This window comes from Shewanella intestini (assembly GCF_018221465.1).
Lineage (GTDB): Bacteria > Pseudomonadota > Gammaproteobacteria > Enterobacterales > Shewanellaceae > Shewanella > Shewanella intestini.
The window spans coordinates 70,490-93,499 of record NZ_JAAIKR010000014.1; the positions used below are offsets into that span (position 1 = coordinate 70,490).

Annotated in this window: 14 protein-coding genes and 5 tRNA genes; 4 read left to right on the plus strand and 15 right to left on the minus strand. The window is 42.0% G+C overall.

Annotated features, from left to right (window positions below):
• Window positions 1-75: 75 nt before the first annotated feature.
• The 12 genes from G3R48_RS13535 to G3R48_RS13590 form a co-directional block, all read right to left on the minus strand.
• Complete coding sequence (locus G3R48_RS13535; protein ID WP_153665218.1) at window positions 76-771, minus strand: electron transport complex subunit E; 696 nt, start codon at window positions 769-771, stop codon at window positions 76-78.
• Window positions 764-1,387, minus strand: coding sequence for an electron transport complex subunit RsxG (gene rsxG, locus G3R48_RS13540; RefSeq protein ID WP_153665340.1), 624 nt, complete (start codon window positions 1,385-1,387; stop codon window positions 764-766). The genes G3R48_RS13535 and rsxG overlap by 8 nt, the downstream gene beginning before the upstream one ends.
• A 41-nt stretch (window positions 1,388-1,428) precedes the next feature.
• A complete protein-coding gene (gene rsxD / locus G3R48_RS13545) occupies window positions 1,429-2,487 on the minus strand; it encodes an electron transport complex subunit RsxD (protein ID WP_153665216.1) in 1,059 nt (352 codons plus the stop codon).
• Between the two features lie 3 nt (window positions 2,488-2,490).
• Window positions 2,491-4,902: an electron transport complex subunit RsxC gene (rsxC, locus tag G3R48_RS13550; RefSeq protein ID WP_212593361.1), complete on the minus strand. Its 2,412-nt coding sequence runs from the start codon at window positions 4,900-4,902 to the stop codon at window positions 2,491-2,493.
• Window positions 4,896-5,477, minus strand: a complete 582-nt coding sequence (rsxB, locus tag G3R48_RS13555; RefSeq protein WP_153665338.1) for an electron transport complex subunit RsxB — start codon at window positions 5,475-5,477, stop codon at window positions 4,896-4,898. The genes rsxC and rsxB overlap by 7 nt, the downstream gene beginning before the upstream one ends.
• 2 nt (window positions 5,478-5,479) lie before the next feature.
• Complete coding sequence (rsxA, locus tag G3R48_RS13560; RefSeq protein ID WP_153665214.1) at window positions 5,480-6,058, minus strand: electron transport complex subunit RsxA; 579 nt, start codon at window positions 6,056-6,058, stop codon at window positions 5,480-5,482.
• 136 nt (window positions 6,059-6,194) lie between these two features.
• A complete protein-coding gene (locus tag G3R48_RS13565) occupies window positions 6,195-8,093 on the minus strand; it encodes an EAL domain-containing protein (protein WP_153665212.1) in 1,899 nt (632 codons plus the stop codon).
• Between the two features lie 211 nt (window positions 8,094-8,304).
• Window positions 8,305-8,380, minus strand: a tRNA-Asn gene (locus G3R48_RS13570).
• A gap of 22 nt (window positions 8,381-8,402) precedes the next feature.
• Window positions 8,403-8,478, minus strand: a tRNA-Asn gene (locus tag G3R48_RS13575).
• Between the two features lie 23 nt (window positions 8,479-8,501).
• A tRNA-Asn gene (locus G3R48_RS13580) sits at window positions 8,502-8,577 on the minus strand.
• A 23-nt stretch (window positions 8,578-8,600) separates the two neighbouring features.
• A tRNA-Asn gene (locus G3R48_RS13585) sits at window positions 8,601-8,676 on the minus strand.
• A 31-nt stretch (window positions 8,677-8,707) separates the two neighbouring features.
• Window positions 8,708-8,783: transfer RNA gene (locus G3R48_RS13590), tRNA-Asn, on the minus strand.
• 1,543 nt (window positions 8,784-10,326) lie between these two features.
• On the opposite strand from G3R48_RS13590, the gene uvrB reads away from it, so the two are divergent.
• Window positions 10,327-12,348, plus strand: coding sequence for an excinuclease ABC subunit UvrB (gene uvrB, locus G3R48_RS13595; RefSeq protein ID WP_212593362.1), 2,022 nt, complete (start codon window positions 10,327-10,329; stop codon window positions 12,346-12,348).
• 137 nt (window positions 12,349-12,485) lie between these two features.
• Here uvrB and asnS read toward each other — a convergent pair whose 3' ends face one another.
• Window positions 12,486-13,886 (minus strand): asparagine--tRNA ligase, encoded by a 1,401-nt coding sequence (gene asnS, locus G3R48_RS13600; protein WP_153665210.1) that lies wholly within the window; start codon window positions 13,884-13,886, stop codon window positions 12,486-12,488.
• Window positions 13,887-14,088: 202 nt separating this feature from the next.
• Between asnS and G3R48_RS13605 the strand changes: the two genes are divergently transcribed.
• Window positions 14,089-14,424, plus strand: a complete 336-nt coding sequence (locus G3R48_RS13605; protein WP_153665208.1) for a hypothetical protein — start codon at window positions 14,089-14,091, stop codon at window positions 14,422-14,424.
• Window positions 14,425-14,454: 30 nt separating this feature from the next.
• Here the strand turns inward: G3R48_RS13605 and G3R48_RS13610 are convergent, their stop codons facing one another.
• Complete coding sequence (locus tag G3R48_RS13610) at window positions 14,455-15,033, minus strand: CoA pyrophosphatase (RefSeq protein WP_153665206.1); 579 nt, start codon at window positions 15,031-15,033, stop codon at window positions 14,455-14,457.
• Between the two features lie 673 nt (window positions 15,034-15,706).
• Between G3R48_RS13610 and G3R48_RS13615 the strand changes: the two genes are divergently transcribed.
• Complete coding sequence (locus tag G3R48_RS13615) at window positions 15,707-17,044, plus strand: efflux RND transporter periplasmic adaptor subunit (RefSeq protein WP_153665204.1); 1,338 nt, start codon at window positions 15,707-15,709, stop codon at window positions 17,042-17,044.
• Window positions 17,041-20,151 carry an efflux RND transporter permease subunit gene (locus G3R48_RS13620; RefSeq protein ID WP_212593363.1) on the plus strand — a complete coding sequence of 1,037 codons (3,111 nt, stop codon included), beginning with the start codon at window positions 17,041-17,043 and terminating at the stop codon, window positions 20,149-20,151. Before G3R48_RS13615 ends, G3R48_RS13620 begins: the two co-directional genes overlap by 4 nt.
• Window positions 20,152-20,622: 471 nt before the next feature.
• On the opposite strand, the gene G3R48_RS13625 is transcribed toward G3R48_RS13620, so the two are convergent.
• The gene (locus G3R48_RS13625; protein ID WP_153665202.1) at window positions 20,623-22,923 is read right to left on the minus strand and encodes an OmcA/MtrC family decaheme c-type cytochrome; all 2,301 of its coding nucleotides are present in this window, start codon (window positions 22,921-22,923) and stop codon (window positions 20,623-20,625) included.
• Between the last annotated feature and the right edge of the window lie 87 nt (window positions 22,924-23,010).

Below are 23,010 nucleotides of genomic sequence, written 5' to 3' on the forward strand. Positions count from 1 at the left end.
GGGTAAAGAAAGACTGCGGTAACAGCAATAGCAGAGGCATGTGATCACCTCTAGTATGCCGTTACCGTCGGGCTATTAACCGACTTTTGTTATTCTTGCTCTGGCAATTGATTCAACTTGTGGCTTAGGCTGGCGAGCTTTGATGCTGCTATCAATAATATTTTTAAGGGCAATTAACAGTCCCATCCCAATGAAGGCTCCCGGCGGTAACATGGCAATCAAAAAAGGCGTATCAACTTGCCATACATGCACGGTGAGTGCGCTTGCCCAGTCGCCTAGTAGCAAATCCGCACCAGCAAATAACGTGCCTTGTCCTAATATTTCACGCCCAGCACCGAGTATCACGAGTACAATAGTAAAACCCAGTCCCATCATTAAACCATCAAAAGTAGAGCGCAATACATTGTTTCGTGAAGCAAATGCTTCTGCACGGCCAATAATGACGCAATTAGTCACAATCAATGGCAAGAAAATACCCAGCGATAAATACAAACCGTAGGCATAAGCATTCACTAATAATTGTACACAAGTCACTAATGCGGCAATGATCATAACAAATACCGGAATTCGGATTTCTTTAGGAACATAATTACGTACTAATGACACTAAAATATTCGACCCAACAAGTACCACAAGCGTAGCAATTCCTAACCCAAGCGCGTTAGTAATGGTTGCCGTCACCGCAAGCAAAGGGCATAAACCTAATAACTGCACGAGACCAGGGTTGTTATACCATAAGCCTTGTTTAGCTATTTCACTGTAATTACTCATTATTTGCCTCACAATCAATCGGGCTTAGATAAAGCTGTTTTCGGTTTTGATCAACAAACTTAAGCGTGCGATTTATTGCACCAACATAGGCTCTTGGCGTAATAGTAGCACCGGTAAATTGATCAATAGTACCGCCGTCTTTTTTTACTTTGAGCGGCGCGGCATCTATGTCAAAAATCCAGTTGGTAAATTGTTTAACCCAGTCTGATTTACGGGTATCTATTTGATCGCCCAGCCCCGGGGTTTCATTTTGAGCCAGGGTACGCACACCGAGTACTTTATTATTATTATCAACACCTATCACAATTTTAATGTCACCGTTATAACCATCTGGTGCGATTGTTTCTATGGCCATAGCAACAGGGCGATTATCTTTGGTGGCAATATAAGCTGGCAATGAATTATCTGTGCCCAATAGTTTGGGATCGTGAACCAAAATACAGTAATCAATCAGCCGATTATCATGCAAATTTGTTGGAATAATCTCAGCTAACGTTTGGGTCAGCTGTTGTTGTTGTTGCAACTGAATTCTATCAGCTGTTAGGCTGTTAACTAGGGCAACTATGCCGGTGCAAAATAACGCAAAAACAGCCAAAATAAGGCCATTTTTAATCATGGCTTGGCGGGTAATCGCCCCTGATGTGGTCTTTTTCTCGGTCATAATGCGTTTCCTGAACGATGGCCATAGGTTCTAGGGCGAATATAGTGGTCAATAAATGGCGCACACATGTTGGCCAATAATACCGCAAATGCAACTGCGTCTGGGTAGCCCCCAAAGGTGCGGATGACATAAATAAGCACCCCAATCATAGCGCCGAAAATTAATCTACCGCGTGGGCTTGTTGCCGCGCTGACTGGGTCTGTTGCAATAAAAAAGGCTGCTAGCATGGTGCCACCAGAGAAAATATGAACCAGCGGGCTGACATGAGTGTCTGGGCTAATTAAAAAGCCAAATCCAGAACAAATAAGTATGCTAACGATAATTGCAGTACTGATTTGCCAGCGGATCACTTTCATTTTAAGTAAGCATAATCCACCCAATAAATAGCATATATTGACCCAAAACCAACCAACGCCAACACTGCCGCTAAAAATCGCTTTATGCAGACTTTCGGTGGCGGTTAACCCCATTGATAGGTCCGTTTTAATGGTGTCTAGTGGTGTCGCCATCGCGACGGCATCATAACCAAGTTGAAAGTATTCACTTGTCATGGTGGCTGAATGAGAAAAAATAACCTGCAAACTGCTATTTAAATCAGCCGGATTAATTGCCAATGATTGCGGGGCTACCCATGAGGTCATTTGCACTGGAAACGACACTAACAACAAAACATAAGCGGCCATTGCTGGGTTAAACACATTGTGGCCTAAACCACCATAGAGATGTTTAACAATGACAATTGCAAATAAAACCCCGATTACAATCATCCACCACGGCGCAAGGGGCGGAATGGCAATGGCCAATAAACTTGCTGTTACAAGGGCGCTATTATCGCTGAGGGTGCTCATCACAGGACGTTTACGTAACACCATAACCAGTGCTTCTGCGGTTAAGGCGACACTAATGGCCAATGCTAATTGCACCAGTGTGCCAAAACCAAAAAAGTAGGTTTGCGCGCCAATGCCCGGTATGAGGCATAATACAACACGAAACATCACCCCTGAGGTTAGGGAGCGAGTGTTGATATGCGGAGAAGAGGCGATTTTAAATGCCATCGTTTAATCCTTTTGCTGCTGTTGGGCAAGTTTTTTAGCTTTTGCTTTAGCGACGGCTGCAGCTATACGGGCTTTTTTGTCATCAAGTTCAGCCATTGCTGGTGCTTCATTGGTACCAATTGCAGGTTGAGATGAACTTAGCTCCTGTACAGTATCAACCCGTGCATTGTCTACAGCGTCGTTAGATACCACTTCCTGATTAGCCGGTTGATGACTCTTTGGTTGCGACTGCGCGAGCTTTTTGGCTTTTGCTTTAGCAACTGCAGCGGCAATACGGGCCTTTTTCGGATCGACAATGGCGTTATCAACACTATCTGCAATGACAGTTTTTTCAGATATCTGTGTATTATCAGCCACTGCAGAACTGAGTGGGTCTGTAGTTTCAGTAGTTGTTTCCTGCTTTGTCTTTATTTGAACCGCTTCAGCAGTTGATTGAGCGCTTGACGGAGAATTAGCTTGCGCCGCTTTTTTGGCTTTGGCTCTAGCAACAGCCGCGGCAATACGAGCTTTTTTCGGATCGACTACGGCGTATTCTGCACTATCTGCAATGACTGGGGTTGCCGTATTTTCGCTATCAGTTGCGGTCACTGAGCTTATTTGGCTTTGAGATACCAAATTAGCTTCAGGCTGTGGATTGGCTTGCGCCGCCTTTTTAGCTTTAGCTCTTGCAACAGCAGCGGCAACACGGGCTTTTTTCGGATCTACATCAGTATTATCCGTCACTGCTGTATCGGTATTGGCTGATGGAATCACGACTGAAGGGCCATCAGTTTGCGCTGCCTTGGCGGCCTTTTTAGCTTTAGCACGTTCAATGGCCGCATTAACCGACGCTTTTTTGTTGGCTGTGGTTGAGCTTTCTGTACCTGGCTCTGCTGCGCTGGCTTTTTTCTTCGCCGCGATACGCGCCATAGCCAATGCAACAGCATCTTTGTCATTACTTGACATTGATTGTTTACGTTTATCAGCAGCCGCTTTTGACTTAGCTTCACGAGCTTGTTTCTCATCATCAAGTCGTTTTAATCTAGCTTCAAAACGCAGTTTGGCTTGTTCGGCCTGTTTCTTCTCATGTGCAACATTTTTAAGAGCTGATTTGGCGATACGGTAATACTCTACCAAAGGAATATCACTTGGGCATACATAGCTGCAACAACCACATTCAATACAATCTTGTAAATGATAACTGGCTGCTTTCTCAAACTCTTCAGATTTAGCATGCCAAAACAATTGTTGAGGCAGTAATAATGCTGGGCAGGCAACAGCACACTCTCCGCAACGAATACATGCTTGTTCAGGCAGGTCAGGACCAATTTCATTATTGCTAGGCGCAAGAATACAGTTGGTACCTTTTAAAATCGGTACCTGTAACTCACCAATGGCATAGCCCATCATCGGGCCGCCAATGATCATTTTTTGTTGAGTTTGTGCCTGAAACGCAGTGTGTTGCAATGCATGTTTAATGGGGGTACCAATGGGGATCCAGTAATTACCCGGTTGCCCAATCTGTTCTCCTGTTAAGGTGACCACGCGCTCTATTAATGGTTTACCATTGGTTACCGCATCTTGAATGGCGTAGGCCGTTCCAACATTATGGACCACAATTCCAAGTTGTGCAGGAATCGCTCCGCTTGGCACTTCATTACCCGTGATAATTTGAATTAATTGCTTTTCACCGCCAGAGGGATATTTAGTTGGAATCACTGTTACGCGGATTTTGCAATCATCAAGCGTCAGCGTTTCTATGGATTTTTGCATTGAAGCAACCGCTTGTGGTTTATTATCTTCGATAGCAATAACAATGCGTTGTGGTTTGAGCAATTGGTGAATTATTTTCACCCCATCGATGATTTCATTTGCATGTTCACGCATTAAACGGTCATCAGATGTTATAAATGGTTCGCACTCAACACCATTGATAATCACTAAATTAATATCACTTGCTGGGTTGAGTTTTATATGGCTAGGAAAAGCGGCGCCGCCCATACCGGCAATGCCGGCATCTTTTATTTTGTTGATAATGGCATCATTAGACAATAGCGAGGCTTGGTCTGCTTGTAATGGAGTCCATGTTTCTTCACCATCAGGTTCTATTACGCAGCATAAAACAGGTAAGCCTGAAGCATGGTTACTGCTGCGCTTTTCAATGGCTTTAATTTTACCAGAGGTAGGCGCATGAACGGGTAAGTAGGTAAAGCCCTTACCGTTAGTTAACATTTGCCCTTTTAAAACATGGTCATTGAGCTTGACTGTTAGCGTTGCTAAATCGCCCACTTGTGGGATAGGAATAATGAATTCTTTCGCTAAAGGTAAACGTTTAATGGATTGTGTATTTGACGTTGTTTTAAGCCCTGGAGGATGGATCCCTCCTGGTGAATGCCACAGTGTCCCTTTATCCAATTGTTCTAATAAAGTTAGCACCGTTTGTCCTCATATTGCTGTGCAGAAAGCACTTGAATGGGCTGATGGGTTAATTTCCAATCCCAATTACTTAAATCTGTTTTTACTTCTACCATATCGATACAGTCAACCGGGCAGGGCTCTACACATAAGTCACAGCCAGTACAGTCTTTAGTTATTACGGTATGCATGAGCTTGCCGGCACCTAAAATGGCATCAACAGGACATGCTTGAATGCATTTAGTACAGCCAATGCATTCGTCTTCACGAATGTAGGCGACTTTTTTGGTGTTATCTGCCACAGCTTCATCAAGCGGTTGCGGATCAATTCCCATTAATTCAGCCAATTTTTCCATGGTAGCCGTGCCACCAGGAGGGCATTTGTTGATTTTGTCACCATTAGCAATTGCTTGGGCATATGGGCGACAACCGGGGTAACCACATTGGCCACATTGGGTTTGAGGCAACAAGGCTTCAGCTTGATCGACAATCGGATTTCCTTCCACTTTAAATTTTTGTGAGGCAAACCCTAATAAAATTCCGAACACTAAAGCGATGGCCGTTAATACCGCAACGGCAATTAAAATACTGGACAACATTATTTCACTAGCCCCGCAAATCCCATAAACGCTAAAGACATAAGACCTGCGGTAATCATGGCAATAGCACCGCCTTTAAATGGCGTCGGTACATCAGCAACAGCAAGGCGTTCACGCATGGCTGAAAACAAAATAAGCACCAAAGAAAAACCAACAGCAGCGCCAAATCCATAAACGGCAGACTGTAAAAAGTTATGATCTTCGTTGACGTTGAGTAACGCCACACCTAAAACGGCACAGTTTGTGGTAATCAGAGGTAAGTAAATACCTAAGGTACGATGTAATGATGCACTGGTTTTTTGCACTACCATTTCAGTAAATTGCACCACAACGGCTATCACAAGAATAAAGCTCATGGTACGCAAATATTGCAAGTCAAAAGGTTGCAGTAAAAACTGGTTGGTTAAATAACTTAAGATAGATGCCAGAGTCAGTACAAATGTCGTTGCCATTGACATGCCAATAGCAGAAGCAAGCTTACTTGAAACACCCATAAATGGGCATAACCCGAGAAACTTAACTAAAACGAAGTTATTAACCAGCACTGTGCCGATCAATAATAAGAGGTATTCAGTCATTATGTCTTTTTGCTGCCAATTCCAATGTCGCTATTATCGTAGTTTTAGCGCGAAGAAACAACGGATAAAAAACAAGGTTAAAGTAAATTACTTTAACCTTATTTAATAGGAGGGTATTTTGATTAACAAATATACCCTAAATAGACTTTTTCACTTTTTCAGGTTGGGCAATGTAATAACCTTGCACACCATCAACAAGTAACTTCTCCAAGGTGAGCTTTTCACCTTGGCGTTCAACGCCCGTGGCAATAACTTGAATAGCCAGACGTTTGGCAATATCAACAATCATTCGTACAAAGAACATATTATTATTATCTTGCTCAATGCCGTTGCTATAACTACTGTCTAGCTTAATGTAGTCGGGACGCACTTCTCTGAAAAACTTAAATGAAGTAAAGCCAAGACCAAAGCGTTCAATAGCAACCTTTGAGCCTACTTTATGCACTTCATTAACAAAGTTGTGTGTGGCTTTAAGATTAGATTGCATACCTGATTCATTAATTTCAAAAACCAGACGAGAAGCAATATTACGTTGACGGCTTAGAATGTCCCTTAGCCATAAAGAAAATTGATCTTGCAGTGCAGTGCTAGCACTAATATTGATACCAAACATACCTGATAAGGTTGGGTTTTCACTCAATAGTTTAATGGCATTGATCACGATCATTTTATCTAAATCAAGATTACTTCCATGGCGCTCAGACATGGCAATAACTGTTGAGGTTGGTAAATGCTCGCCGTCCGAATTGTAAAAACGTGCTAATAATTCACGGTAAATATCAGAATCATTATTACAAGGCTGAATCGGCTGTTGGAAAAACTTCATGCTTTGATTTTTAATCAAATGGGTAATGGTTGAACGCCAATGGTCAGTACCTTGTAATTCATTACCGGTAAATTTCTCTAGCTGATGTGAACGGTTTGGGCCTAATGTTTGTGCAATACTCACCGCGGCGTCAGCTAAGGCAACTAATTTAGAGGGATCCGCTTGGTTTTTAAATGGCACCATACCCGTATGAGCGACAGAATCCATTGCCGATGATTGCCCATAGTCATCAAGCTGACCTTTAAGATTATCTAAATATTTCTCACCCTCTTTTAAGGTTAAGTTTTCAAAGAAAATGGCAAAATCACCGCTTGAAAGACGATAACATTCACTTTTGCCCACATCACTGGCAGCTTTACGCATGCAAATTGCAATTTTTGCTAAATAATCATCACCAGCAGCTCGACCATGTAATTGGTTAATATTGGCTAATTCTGCAGCTTTAGTAATGGCAATGATACCGACTTTGGTTTCAGTCGTTTTTTGCAGTTTATCTAAATAAGTGACAAAACGGCTACGGGTTGAAAACCCGGTTACAGGATCTTGATAAGCAGCTTTAGTGAGCTTTTCGTTTTCTGCATTCACTTTACTTAAACTGTCTTTTAATTGGCTACGGCAATTATCTAGTGCAACACCGATAGGATGAAGTACACCAGAAAAACGTGAAAGCTCAACAGCTTGGAAAGTGAGATTTGGAATATTGTTGATGTATTCAACCGCATAAGTGATGCGTCGCATGTGTAATCTGACAAGTAATGCAAATACAATCATTAATACGATGTAGCTTAATACAATCAATGTGGCGGCTTGTTCTAAGTCAGAAAAGCTCGGAGAGATAACACTTGAAGTACTGAGGCGTACCTGAACGCGACCACTGCCTAGTTGTTCTGCATGACCTAATTGAATGTCAAAAATCTTGCTAGCAAAATCATCATCTGGGCGAGCTAAAGAACCAAAAGTAAAATTTAAATCGCTATCATCGTTATGAACAAACTGAAAAAACTGGAAGGTGTAGTGTTCAGAGAGCTTTTTGTATAGCGCTTCACCGTCACCGTCCCACGGATTGTATTGTTTAATTTCTGATTCAAATTGTGCTCGGGCGATTTGCCCTTGATGCTTAACTTCAACATTCTCCGTGTGGTAAATAGTGAAAAGCATTAGGCCAAAGATAACCAGCATAATGATTTGAAAGGATTTCGAAATACCCATATGAGAGTCTATTCCTTGAAGCGTGTATGTTAACGGAAACGAGGCGGAAATGAATATGTCACTTGTATGACAAAACGCCTAACATCATTGATAAATATCAACAATTGTATCGTTAATAATAGCAGACTTCACAAAAGAAAAGCACTAATCAAAAAAGATAAACACGCAAAAAATGGATTTATATAGAGGAATTAATGAAGAGAATAACAATTGGCTCCCCAGACTGGACTCGAACCAGTGACATACGGATTAACAGTCCGCCGTTCTACCAACTGAACTACTGGGGAAGCGTTGAATACTTGTTTTGATTGGCTCCCCAAACTGGACTCGAACCAGTGACATACGGATTAACAGTCCGCCGTTCTACCAACTGAACTATTGGGGAATAAAATCAACGGTAAATTCAAGTGGCTCCCCAAACTGGACTCGAACCAGTGACATACGGATTAACAGTCCGCCGTTCTACCAACTGAACTATTGGGGAATAAAATCAACGGTAAATTCAAGTGGCTCCCCAAACTGGACTCGAACCAGTGACATACGGATTAACAGTCCGCCGTTCTACCAACTGAACTATTGGGGAATACTACATTTATATCACAACATACATTAATTGGCTCCCCAGACTGGACTCGAACCAGTGACATACGGATTAACAGTCCGCCGTTCTACCAACTGAACTACTGGGGAAGCGCTTAGCAATGTATTGCTGAGAACGGAGCGCATAGTAAAACGCTGATGCGCGTGAGTCAACTCGTCTATTAAAAAAAATCACATATCAGCATCTAATTGGTTATCTAATGTGCACCATGTATGAGAATCACGCATTGTTAATGGTTGTTTGCAATAAAAACCATTTTTACTATTTATTTTAATGATGCTTTTTGCACCATTTGCACGATTGAAATCAAGCACATTGAGTTATTTAGATGACTTAAACTTGAGTTAGGTGATTAGGTTTGCCTTAAATTTGTTAATTAGTTGGATTATGTATTTGCGTTCGCGATGTTGAAAGAGGAGGTTTAATGCTGCATTGATGAAGAATTAGCGCTATTTCAACGAACTCATTAAACTAAATATTGTGTTGGTGTCGTAATGTATATTTGAAGCATTAATTTTTTGCCAAATCAATGCTTCAAGCGTAATTAACCTGTCGTCTTAGACTCTTTAATGGGAGATGACTGCCGCACAGGTGTTGCTTTAACTTCTATTACCTCAGGTGTTTCTCTTTTTAGACGGCTTATAAGTCGTGCTGCTTAGTGCTAACACGGGTAGGCCTTGTCACCAATGATGCTGCTATGAGAATTAACTTATCGGCAGTGCAAAGTGTGAGTGAGTGCCTTTTTTGAAAAAAATAATGCACCAAGTAGGTAAAGCAAACACTAAATTGTGCCATTTTCTTCGTCAGCGTATATTCATTACTGATAGTTGTGTAAAGCTATTTATGCTAAGACGGATATGGTTATAGATATTTGCGATACCTGCGTATTTGCTAGCTAGGTTATTAAAATGACAAGGCTTGATTATTTCTCATTGGCGATCGCAAACTCTCATATTGCAAACGTTGTGCAGTGGTATCGTGGCTTGTTATGTTGGCTATATCAATTGCTGTAAAGCGCGTTATAAAAAAGTGCAATCAGTCGCTTGATTACGACACTGTCATCTTGCGTTGACAACATTTATCTAAAAACTTTCAAATGTAATAAACTTTCATTATGACCGCGTGATGACGCTACGTTGACAATCGTGTTGCAGACCACGGTAATTATGGGTTTATTTGAGTTATCCACTATTTCTGTGGATAAGCCTGTGGGTTAAGCTTAAAAATGGGCTTCAAGCGCCGATAGAACCTGGGATGGACTTAAAATGGTCTCTTTTTTTGACCATATTTAAAATCGTTTTTATTCATACAGTTATAAAAATCAAGCACTTTATATCGCGATTGTATTTTGCTATGTAAATTTGTAATGAAAAAAAATTTATGATTGTGCATTAAATTTGCTTTTATTGCTGGTTTTGGGTGAGTTTTTCGCCATAAATACACATGTTAGTCAATGGTAGATTAGTTTCAGTTTTTATCTGTTTGCTTGATATTTACTTTCTTATCTTGGCCTATATATCAGTGATTAACGCAACGAGGCGATCGCAAAGTGATCTCATTACAAGCAGATTATTTTGGGCATCACCACCAAAACGCGTATGATATACACTCGTTTGTAATAAGGATTATTTCGTGTCAGACGCTACGTTTTCATTAGTTTCCAAATTCGCCCCTGCAGGAGATCAGCCTACAGCGATTAAGCAATTAGTCGATGGTTTAGACGCGGGTATTGCTCACCAAACGCTGCTCGGTGTGACCGGTTCTGGTAAAACTTACACTGTTGCCAATGTGATAAAAGCGCTAGGTCGGCCCACCATCATTATGGCGCCAAACAAAACGTTAGCGGCGCAGCTCTATGGCGAAATGAAAGAGTTCTTCCCCAATAATGCCGTTGAATATTTTGTCTCATATTACGATTACTACCAACCAGAAGCTTATGTACCTGCATCTAACACTTTTATTGAAAAGGATGCATCGGTAAATGATCATATTGAGCAAATGCGTTTATCGGCCACTAAGGCATTATTAGAACGTAAAGATGTGGTGTTAATTGCTTCTGTTTCTGCCATTTATGGTCTTGGTGATCCTGACTCTTATATGAAAATGTTGCTCCACCTCAGGCAAGGCGATTATATGGGGCAACGGGATATTTTAATTCGCCTGAGTGAATTGCAATACACCCGTAATGATATTGAGCTGCAACGCGGTACGTATCGCGTAAGAGGGGAAGTGATTGATATTTTCCCTGCAGACTCTGACAGAGATGCGATTCGGGTTGAGTTATTTGACGATGAAATTGAGCGCTTAAGTGAATTTGACCCTTTAACCGGCCACATAAATAAGCGCATAGCTCGCACGACTATCTACCCTAAAACACACTATGTGACTCCAAGAGAGAAAATTCTCGCGGCGACTGAAGAAATTAAACAAGAATTACGTGTTCGTCGAAAAGAATTGCTCGACAATAACAAGCTAATTGAAGCCCAACGGATCACTGAGCGAGTGCAATACGACATTGAAATGATGGTGGAGCTAGGTTATTGCTCTGGAATCGAAAACTACTCGCGCTATTTATCTGGGCGGGCAGAAGGCGATGGGCCACCGACGTTATTAGATTATTTACCTAGCGACGGTTTACTTATTATTGATGAGTCACATGTTACCGTGCCGCAAATCGGTGCCATGTATAAAGGCGATCGGAGTCGTAAAACGACCTTAGTCGAATATGGCTTTCGTTTACCATCAGCACTTGATAATCGGCCATTAAAGTTTGAAGAATTTGAAGATTTAATGCCGCAAACGATTTTTGTATCGGCAACCCCAAGTCAATATGAACTTGAAAAAAGTGACAATGAAATTGCCGAGCAAGTCGTTCGGCCCACAGGTTTGCTCGATCCTCAACTAGAAGTGCGCCCTGTTGCCATTCAGGTTGATGATTTAATGTCAGAGGCACATAAGCGTATCGCAGTAAACGAGCGCATATTAGTGACGACCTTAACCAAGCGCATGGCAGAAGATTTAACTGAATATCTTGATGACCATGGTATTAGAGTGCGGTATTTGCACTCCGATATCGATACCGTTGAACGTGTAGAAATTATCCGCGATTTACGCCTAGGTCACTTTGATGTGTTGGTTGGAATTAACTTGTTACGTGAAGGCTTAGATATGCCAGAAGTGTCGCTGGTGTGTATTTTAGATGCCGACAAAGAAGGTTTTTTACGTTCCGAACGCTCACTGATCCAAACCATTGGCCGCGCGGCGCGTAATGTTAATGGTAAAGTAATTTTATACGCCGACAAAATTACCAAGTCGATGGATAAAGCCATGAAAGAAACCGAACGTCGACGAGAAAAACAGCATTTGCATAATCTAGCCAATAACATTGTGCCTAAAGGAGTGGTGAAGAGCATCACTGATGTCATGGATATTGGTGATTCACGACCAACGGCAAAAAATAAACGTGGTAGTAAAGGGTTAGGCAAAGTGGCTGAAACCCAAGTCCGCTATGACAATACTGTCGATATAAATAAACAAATTCAGTTGCTCGAAAAACAAATGTTAGAACATGCTAAAAATCTTGAATTTGAGCAAGCGGCGGCGCTGCGTGATGAAGTGGCATTACTGCGCGATAAAATGATTTTACAAAGCTAGGGTTAGCGAGTTTAACAACCGTAGGGCATCAAGCTTTATGAATATTACATCTTATAAGCTACGATTATTAAAACAAAAAACGCGCCATTAGGCGCGTTTTTATGTGCTTTAAGCAAGGCTAAACCATAACTTATGGCTTAGAAATTGGCTGTTTTAGGTGCACGAGGGAATGGAATAACGTCACGGATGTTATTAACACCAGTAACATAAGAAACCAAACGTTCAAACCCAAGGCCAAATCCTGCATGAGGTACTGTGCCGTAACGACGTAAATCACGATACCACCAGTAATCTTCTTGATTAAGGTCCATCTCAGCTAGGCGCGCATCTAACACATCAAGGCGTTCTTCACGTTGTGCACCACCAATGATTTCACCAATACCTGGCGCTAAAACATCCATTGCAGCAACGGTTTTACCGTCATCATTTAAGCGCATGTAGAATGCTTTAATGTCTTTCGGGTAGTTTTTAACAACAACCGGTGCTTTAAAGTGTTCTTCAGCCAGGTAACGTTCATGTTCAGACGACATGTCGATACCCCATTCAACGTCAAATTCAAACTTCTTACCTGACGCTCTTAAGATTTCAATTGCATCAGTGTAATCAACTTGAGCAAAATCACTGTTCACAAATGACTCAAGACGCTCAATGGCTGTTTTCTCAACACGTTTAGCAAAGAACTCTAAATCATCACGACGCTCTTGTAATACGGCATTAAAGCAATATTTAAGCATTTTCTCAGCAAGTTCAGCAGCATCGTCAAGATCAGCAAACGCCACTTCAGGCTCTACCATCCAAAACTCAGCTAAATGACGGCTAGTATTTGAGTTTTCCGCGCGAAATGTTGGGCCAAAGGTATACACTTTTGACAATGAACACGCATACGTTTCAGCATTTAACTGCCCTGAAACGGTTAAGAAAGCTTCTTTACCAAAAAAATCTTCAGCATAATCAACGGTGCCAGCTTCAGTGCGAGGTAAGTTTTCCATGTCCAAGGTAGATACTCGGAACATTTCTCCTGCGCCTTCACAGTCAGATGCGGTAATTAATGGCGTTGATACCCAAATAAAACCTTGTTCGTGATAAAAGCGGTGAATCGCTTGAGATAAACAGTTACGTACACGGGCAACGGCCCCAATGATATTAGTGCGAGGGCGTAAGTGGGCGACCTCACGAAGATATTCAATTGAATGACGTTTTGCTGCCATTGGGTAAGTATCTGGGTCATCAACTAGGCCGGCAACTTCCACATTCGTGACTTGTAACTCGTAAGCTTGTCCCGCGCCGGGTGATTCAACGACTTCACCTGTCATTATTACCGAACAACCCGCCGTCAATTTAAGCACTTCTTCATTGTAATTGGTTAAGGTATTTGGCACGACACCTTGGATAGGGTCAAAACATGAGCCATCATAAACGGCTAAAAAAGAGATCCCAGCTTTAGAATCTCGACGTGTTCTTACCCAGCCACGTACAGTGACTTGTGTACCAACGGCGTGTTCGCCGTTAAATACAGCTGCGACAGATGCAATGGTCATTATTGCTTAACTCTCCAACAAACGAATGTAAATATAATTACTGTTTATCTTACCTTTATGGTGGCTTTTCTCAAGCTGAAAAAGCTATTCTAGAGGCATAATTAGCGGAGTTGTGCGTAAGTCGGTTATTTTTTGTCTCTTGCCAAGGCAAAAATAGTAATGATAGGGATTAAAATGAAACGACAACGTGAAGGAATACATGATGAAACGACTTGATATACTGCAAACGGTACTGGCCACGTTATCGATTATTGGCTGGAGTGTAGCGATTTATGCCTTGGTTATATTTGGACAGGCAAGACCAGATCCTGCCGTTGGGTATTTTCGTTCTAAAGGCGTTGAAGTCAGATTAGAGTGGGATCCGCATTTAACCATTCAATTAGAATACTGGATTTGGGTCTGCGCTATCGTCAGCTTTATCAACTTAATCGTTAATTTTTATGCTCAAACCACCACTAAAATCGGTTTTTGGGTCAATATTCCATTATTGCTTGTGGTGTCATTATCTGCAGGGTTATATATTCGCTATGTTATTTAAGCCACGACGACACGCGACGGTGGCAGCAGTTTAATTTTTAACGTGTAGATGGCGACAAAGTAAATCAATAATGGCGGCTGTCACGCCCCAAATAAACTTATCTTGATACGGCATAACATGAACTGTATATGCCTTTCCTTGACGATTAAACTCAACCGTATGGCGATTGCTTTTCTCAATAAAATAGTCCAATGGCGCAGTAAAACAATCGGCCACTTCGTTTGAATCTAATCGCAGCTCAAAAGGGTGCTTTACCATGGCAACCACGGGCGTCACTTCAAAACCGGTAAAGGTATAGTGAGCCGGAAAAGCCCCTAACACATCGACATTGGAGTCAACTAAGCCAATTTCTTCATCAGCTTCACGCAGTGCAGTCGCAATGAGGTTGGGATCATCAGCTTCAACCTTGCCACCCGGAAAGCTTATTTGCCCAGGATGATGGCGTAAATGTAGCGGTCGCTGAGTTAAAATTAACTGTAATTGATTGTCTTTTTCCATTACAGCAATTAATACCGCGGCTTTTCTAGTCAGCGCTGAACGGGGGGCAGAGCTTATATGGTGGCAAATTTGATGAAAGTTAAACCGACTTCTAAATAGCTTCTGGTCCATAATAATACCGTATCAGTTAATAAGAGTATTTAACGAATAAACCTGCCGTTACTTAACTTACGTTAGCATAGGCCCTAGTTAATGAGTATCGAATTATTAATGTGCTGTTGGTTATGATTACGTTTAAGTTACTAGAATAGAATGTCGCTGTAGGTTAACCCCCGTGATAATACCTCATCTGTAATACGCGTTTTGTTGGCATAATTTATTATTTGTATGTTGCTATTATCATAAACGTTATTATTTATTATAAATAACGCAACATTGGCTGCGCTAAAACAGCACAATTCTTTATAAGTGCAAATAGCTGCAATGATTTAACTGCCAAAACCGGTATTATTCTATTAATATTAGTTTTCCTAATTTGATGTCTCGCTTGTTCGCGATAGCGATTGATATAAATGAACTTCCCGAGATTTTTATACTCACACTTAGTATTATCTAAACTCACCAGACAGTAATTGTTGAGACATTTAAAAACCAAGGCAAATATGACAATGGTGATGATGCTAACGGTGCACAATTGAGTTTTATATCATTGATGATTTTTCCTTTTCTTGCACCGCCAATGATGCCTGATCCGCTCAGCATATCAATTTCCCAGCATTTATGGTTAAACATGCAGCGCAAAACATCGTCTGCTAATGCATGGACTTGTTAATAAGGACACAATATGAAAGTAAGTAAGCGCCTGGTTTTTCCCGGTATCACCGTTGGATTAGTGGTTTTATTATTGGCGATCTTATTAAAACCAGCACCCAAACAGGTGACACATTATGACAATGCGCGTAGCGTTAAAGTGATGACGTTACAACAAACGGCTGTAGCACCACTGGTTGAAGGTTTTGGGCGCGTGTCACCGAAACACATTTGGCAGGCAGTCGCAGAGGTAAACGGTAAAGTTGTCTATCGTCACCCACAGCTGGAAACCGGACGCATTTTACCTAAAGGCACTGTCGTCTTAAAAATAGACCCACTTGAATACCAGTTAAAACTGACACAAGCACTAGCCAATTTAGCCTCGATTAATGCACAATTAGTTAAGTTAGATCAGCAACAAATTAACTTACAAACCAGCTTAAAAATAGAACAACAAAAACTGACCTTAGCAAACCAAGAATACCAACGTAAACTGACGTTAAGTCAGCGCAATTTGGTGTCAAGTTCTGACTTAGAAAGCCAGAAACAAGCATTATTAGTCCAACAAAATGCGGTTGAAAATATCCAAAATTCACTCAATGTTTGGCCAGATGATAAAAAGGTGTCGTTAGCGCAAAAAGACATCGATATATCGCAGGTTAAAGATGCACAGCGCCAACTTAGCAAAACGCAAATAGTGCTGCCGTTTGATTCGCGGGTATCAGATGTCAATATTCAAAATAATCAAGTGGTTAATGCGGGTTCGGTGATGTTTGTGGCGTATCAATTAGGTACTGCTGAAATCAAAGCTGAATTGTCACTGCAAAATATGCGGACATTAGTGCAGTCGCTTGGCTCAATCAGTAAAGATGAAAATAATATGCCCTCGATTGAAGACTTCAACTTAACTGGCGAAGTGCAATTTCAAGCAGGCAATAACCATTTTAGCTGGCCGGCCAAAGTGACACGGGTTGCAGAGAGTGTTAACCCAAACCAAGGCACGATAGGGGTTTATTTAGAAGTCGCGCAGCAATACCGTCAATTAGATTTACTGCAACGGCCACCGCTTACCAAAGGGATGTTTGTTAAAGCGAGCATCACTGGCGCATCATCAAAGCAGTTTACAGTGCCAGAACATGCCATTCATACCAATCAGCTGTATATCAAACGCGCTGATAATCGTCTGGCGATAGTGCCGATCACGGTGTTATATCGCACCAAAGATAGCGTGGTGGTGGCAGGGGCAATAAAACAAGGTGATGAAGTGGTACTCAATGATTTAATTCCTGCAATTGAGGGCATGCGTTTAAAAACGGTGTCAGGCTCACTAAAAGCAGTAAAAGACGCGCCCGTGACAGGAGCTAAACAGTGATAGCCTATTTAACCAAACACCCCACATTAGCCAATCTCATCATGCTGATGTTTTTATTGCTTGGGTTATTAAATGTTGGCTCGATTAAACGGGAAACTTTTCCTGAATTTAGCCCATCTTATGTCGTGGCATCTGTGGTGTATCCGGGGGCATCGCCAGTTGAAGTTGAGCAAAGCATTTGTTTAAGCATGGAAGATGCGGTTGATGGTTTATCCAATATTGACGAAGTCACTTGTGACGCGCAAGAAGGGATAGCCACCATGAAACTTAAGTTAGATTCTGACGCCGATATGGGACGCTTCCTCATCGATGTGCAAACTCAAATCAATGCGATTAAAAACTTCCCTAAAGAAATTGAGTCACCGATTGTAAAAGAATTAGATTGGGCCGACCCGGTTGTTGATATTGCCATTGCGGCCAATACCAGTATGCCTGATTTAAAACAGTATGCTGAAGATGTTAAACGGCGAATTAAAATAGATGCTGGCGTACACTTAGCGACAATATCGGGTTTTTCTGACCATCAAATCCGTATTGCGCTCAATGAAATGGCTATGCGCCGATTAGGTGTGTCGGTGTCAGAAGTGGCGGATAAAGTCGGTCGTCAAAACATTAAAATGCCTGCAGGGAACATTGAGCTCGCCGACAAAAATTTACTGATCCGTTTTGATGAACGCAAAATGACACCCGCAACCTTAACACAGCTGATTGTCGCCTCAGATAAAGACGGTAGCGTGGTGCGCCTAGGTGATATTGCCACCATTACCGACAGATTCGAATTAGATGAAGAGCATGTCAAATTCAATGGTGAACCCGCTGCTATTATAAAAATTCAAAAGAATAAAGCGGAAGATGCACTGACGATTAAAAATAAAGTCACTGAATTTGTTGAAAAAGAACGTTTAATCGCCCCGCAGGGGGTCACGCTAACTTTAACCAATGATATGTCATCACTGGTTAAAGACCGCTTAGAAATGATGCTCACCAACGGCATGCAAGGCATTGTATTAGTGTTTTTCAGCATGTGGTTATTCTTTTCACTGCGATACTCATTTTGGGTGTCAGCTGGACTGCCTGTCGCATTTTTAGGTGGTTTGTATTTAATGAACCTATTTGGTGTGTCGATTAACATTATGAGCCTAGTTGGGTTATTGATGGCCATCGGGATAATGATGGACGATGCCATTGTTATCTCTGAGTCGATAGCCTCGCACGTTGATAAAGGACAAAATTTTGATGATGCGGTGATCAACGGGGTCCATAAAGTGATGCCAGGGGTACTGTCGTCATTTATTACCACGGTGTTGATATTTAGCAGTTTACTGGGGCTAGATGGCCCAATGGGCGCGGTGTTATCACAAATCCCCATGGTGCTGATTATGGTGTTGTCGATTAGCTTGATTGAAGCATTTATTATTTTACCTAATCATTTAAACCATTCGCTTAAAAAGCAAAACCAAGACGTAAAATACAATAATGTTGTATCGCGTTTTAAAGCGCGCTTTCAACAAGGGTTTAATAACTTTAGAGATGGCAAATTAGTGAATGCAGTGCAATGGGTTGTACGTTGGCGTTATGCCAGTGTCGGCATAACCATAGGCATGTTGTTATTGTCTTTTTCCTTACTCGCGGGCGGCGCATTAAAGTTTGTGCCATTTCCAGCGCTTGATGGCGATATTGCTGAAGCGCGTATTTTACTGCCACCGGGTTCAACCTTGTCACAAACCCAAAAAGTGGTTGATCATGTTGTCAAAGCGGCAAATATCACTGGCAAACAGTTTACTGAACGCAATGAAGACGCGCCGCTAATTGCTGATATCACCAGCCAATTTAACTACAACGCCGATGCGGGTGAAAGCGGCCCACATGTGGCAACGGTGCGCCTTGATTTATTGTCGGCAGAAACTCGCACTAGCAACATTGATGAATTTATTAATGCATGGCGCGCACAAGCAGGCGAGATGACCATGCCGATAGCGGTGGTGTTTAAACAGCCAACGATGGGCCCAGCAGGAAGAGACATTGAGCTGCGTATTCAAGGCGATAACTTAACCGAGCTCAAACAAGCGTCAGTGTCGCTGCAAGAATATCTTAGCCAATTTAGTGGCATTAACGGCATTATGGATGATATGCGCCCAGGTAAAGAAGAGGTCAAAGTCAGTTTATTACCCGGCGCTGAAGCATACGGCGTTGACGGGCAAATGGTGGCCTCGCAGCTTCGCGCGGCTTATTTCGGTCAAATTGCCGATGAAATTCAAGTCGGCCCTGAAAACATTGAAATTGATGTCAGGCTCAATAAAAAGCAAGCAGGGGACTTACAGGCATTAGCTAACTTCCCGATTATGGTTGCTGATGGCAGTCAGCTGCCATTATCGTCGGTGGCAGCGTTAGATTTTCAGCGCTCGTATGTACGTATTCAACGTATCCATGGGCTGCGTACAGTCACCGTGATGGCTGATGTTGATAACAGCATTGCCAACAGCACTGAAACTAACGCTAAAATCCGCAACGAATGGATACCGCAAATGAAGCAACAGTTTCCGCATGTCCGAGTCGACTTTGAAGGTTCGGCCAAAGAAACCGCAAAAACTGGCACCTCATTGATGAAAGGGTTTATTTTTGGGTTGTTTGGTTTGTTTGCGGTGTTAAGTTTTCAATTTAGAAGTTACCTAGAACCTGTGATTGTGATGATTGCCATTCCACTGTCGTTAATTGGGGTGTTATGGGGGCATTTCCTGTTAGGGCACAGCATGTCAATGCCATCGATTATGGGCTTTATTTCATTATCGGGGATTGTGGTTAATGACTCCATTTTGTTAGTGCAATATATTCGCCACCATGTCGACTTAGGCGAAGACGTGCATCAAGCGGTGGTCAGTGCAAGCCGTGAGCGCTTTAGAGCAGTATTTTTAACCTCGTTAACGACTGCCGCAGGGTTATTACCCTTGCTACTTGAAACCAGTTTGCAAGCACAAGTGGTGCAACCGTTAGTCATTTCAATCGTGTTCGGTATTTTTGCATCAACCTTGTTAGTGCTGTTTATTATCCCGTGTGCTTACGCGATATTAGCTGACTTTGGCAAGGTGAAAAAACACATTGAAATTTGAACAACATACTAGCTTAAGGTCACGTTAAAGGTGCTTATTTTAGGTGCTTATCTTATGTGCTTAAATGCTTAAATGCTTAAATGCTTAAATGCTTAAATGCTTAAATGCTTAAATGCTTAAATGCTTAAGGCGTTGATTTACCCATTCAATGTCAGTCATCCCATTGGTGAGTGAGGACATTTGGTCGTTGCTTTTCTCGTTTGTTTACTGTTGATAAAAACACAGTAAGAGGCGATGGAATAATTAAGGCCATTCACTTCAATGAGCGAACAATCATGTGGATGTTTCACTATCAACATGTTGCAACATAACAGCTGAAAACACGCAGCATACGCCAAGGCAGTTTGCATTGGGTTGGCGGTTTACGCAAAGTGTCTATGTTTAAGTTCTGCAAAAATGGTAATAAAAAGGCCGAGCATATTGCTCGGCCTTTATTGTATGACAAGTTAATTAATGCACATTACCGTTAAGTTACTGCGCATGCATTTTATCAATGCCGTAAGTTCTACCAGTAGCATGACAAGTTGAACATGACTCTACAGGTAAATTTGCTGTTGAATCAGGTGCGTCTTGAAGTGTTGCTCCTTCACTTTTAAAGTGAGCTAATGCTGATGTACTGGTGTGGCATGAGCGACAAGATTCAGCAACAGGTGAAATAAAGCCTGTTTTCACTCGAATGGCACGTTTTCCAGAAACGAGGCCACCATCAGCGGCAAAGAACTTAGTGCCGGCTTTATGGCAAGCTTGGCAATTTGCAATGTTTTCAGGATAACCTTCAAGCACGCGTTTTCCATCTTTCATTGTACGGCTCACACCTGCTAATCCCCAGTTACCTGAGTGGAAGCGGTGAACATTTGTCACAAGATCCCGGTTCTCAAATGTGACACCGTCAAGTTTAGTTGCAACGGCTTTTCCGTCAGCATCAACAACAACGTTACCGTTAGCATCAAGGGTTTTGTATTCTACCGTTGCGTCAAAACTGCCATTGGCATTGCTATTATGACAAATGGCACATTGGGTTAAGGTACTGACGCCGTGATGGCCTTCTTTAGCATGTTTTAAACTGCCATGACATGAATTACATTTTGCTGCTGAGACGGTAGTTTTAGCTTCATCTGCAATGCGAAGTGTATTAACAACACCTTTGCTATCACTTAAATTGAAGTATTTAACCGGCGTGTTAGCGGCAAATTTCACATAGTGCGGCGTTGCTGCACAGTTAACCGCTTTGCCTTCACTTCCGCACATTAGCATGCTAGACATAACATAAACCGAACCGGTTAATGCTTGGTCGTTAAACTCTTTTGATAACGTAATCACGCCCGCTTTTTGTGATTTAATGTCTTTATCAAACGATAATTCAATAAACTCACCTGTTAACGTGTATGCACCTTCCGCTCCTTCTAATGCGGCGCCATTTGCACCAACATGACCAATAAATAACGCATGATCTGTTTTTGGAACACCGTAGTCAGATAAGTTGGTTGAGTCATCAATGGCTTTACCATTAAAGGTTGTCGCAACGGTAACGGTTAAGGTTTTCTTACCCGCAGTCGCCGCCGCTGTTACCTTGGCAGTTTTAACATCAAATTTAACCGCATCTGTTAATTTAGCCAGTTGACCGACTTTATGAACAACTGCGACCGGTTTCATGCGATTTTCACCATGACAAGCTGCACACTGGCTATCACTTGTGGCGCCCATATGCTGACCATTACTAAAGTCAGTGCTCACATGACAAGACTGACAAGACGCTTGAGTTGGTAACTGTTTCCAGTTATCCCCATTGTCATGACAAGCGGTACAGTTATTAGCTTCGTTAGGGAATCCAACATTTTTAAAGCCATTTTTAGCTGCGTGAATCGTATGGATTAGTGCATTAAAGTTAGGGTTATAGCTTTCACCGGCTTTTTGATGATGATGCTCATTCGGGTCATTGACACCACGAGCAATTTGGGTGTTATGACAGGCAATACAGTTTTCAACTTTTTGATAGCCATGCCCAACGCCGCCAAAGCGGACATCATCTTTAGCAAACCCTTTTAAGCTGCCATGACAGTTTGCACAAGCTTGGTCTGAGACACTTGCACGCATCGACGCAGTTGGTTTATCAGGTGTTGCAGGCGAAAAATCAACAGGTGTTGAAATCACTTTTATAGGTAAATCTTGGCCATCAGCGGTTTTAACGCCATAAGAGATAACCGCAAGGCGGTATAAGTCAGTGTCTGCACCTTTGGTAAACATTGCTGGTGCGATGCCATCATGTGTCCATTTACCGGTGTAAGTACCAGGATTAGTTGTTGATTCCGTTAACACACAAGCGTCTTTTTCCTTACCTCGGCTTGTCACTTTACCTGTGTCAGAACAAGACATGTTATGCCCAGCCCCATTTTCCTCAGCAGAACTATTCCAAACAAATTTACCATCTTGTTCGAATTGTCGGCTTGCAAGTAAGTCGATTTTTTTCAACCCTGTATAAGCTACGGTTTCACCTTGCGGGTTTTTAGTGGTAACACTAAAGGTTAAAGAAAAATCACCATTGCCTACAATGTGAGTTGCCGCGGTATCAACATGCAGTTGGTAGTCGCCAATACCATTAACTGTGCTGGCAGCAGCAATCTGTTGTGGTGTGACACCACTTTGAGAACCGGTTGTTACTGCAACTGATTGAGCCGAAAGGCCATCCTTTCCATCTTTGCCATCACCACAACCTACAAGTCCAATGGCTGAAATAACAGCCACTGCCATGATTGTTTTATTAAGCGTTTTCATCTTATTTCCCCATTTACATTAACAAATAACGTACAAAAATCGTTAACGTAATCATCCATAAAAAAATATACACAATACTCATCAGAT

Excerpts from the sequence above, each read along its gene's own strand:
- G3R48_RS13535 (WP_153665218.1), bottom strand. The coding sequence starts at position 771 with ATGAGTAATTACAGTGAAATAGCTAAACAAGGCTTATGGTATAACAAC.
- rsxG (WP_153665340.1), bottom strand. The coding sequence starts at position 1,387 with ATGATTAAAAATGGCCTTATTTTGGCTGTTTTTGCGTTATTTTGCACC.
- rsxD (WP_153665216.1), bottom strand. The coding sequence starts at position 2,487 with ATGGCATTTAAAATCGCCTCTTCTCCGCATATCAACACTCGCTCCCTA.
- rsxA (WP_153665214.1), bottom strand. The coding sequence starts at position 6,058 with ATGACTGAATACCTCTTATTATTGATCGGCACAGTGCTGGTTAATAAC.
- G3R48_RS13565 (WP_153665212.1), bottom strand. The coding sequence starts at position 8,093 with ATGGGTATTTCGAAATCCTTTCAAATCATTATGCTGGTTATCTTTGGC.
- asnS (WP_153665210.1), bottom strand. The coding sequence starts at position 13,886 with ATGACCATTGCATCTGTCGCAGCTGTATTTAACGGCGAACACGCCGTT.
- G3R48_RS13605 (WP_153665208.1), top strand. The coding sequence starts at position 14,089 with ATGAAACGACTTGATATACTGCAAACGGTACTGGCCACGTTATCGATT.
- G3R48_RS13610 (WP_153665206.1), bottom strand. The coding sequence starts at position 15,033 with ATGGACCAGAAGCTATTTAGAAGTCGGTTTAACTTTCATCAAATTTGC.
- G3R48_RS13615 (WP_153665204.1), top strand. The coding sequence starts at position 15,707 with ATGAAAGTAAGTAAGCGCCTGGTTTTTCCCGGTATCACCGTTGGATTA.
- G3R48_RS13625 (WP_153665202.1), bottom strand. The coding sequence starts at position 22,923 with ATGAAAACGCTTAATAAAACAATCATGGCAGTGGCTGTTATTTCAGCC.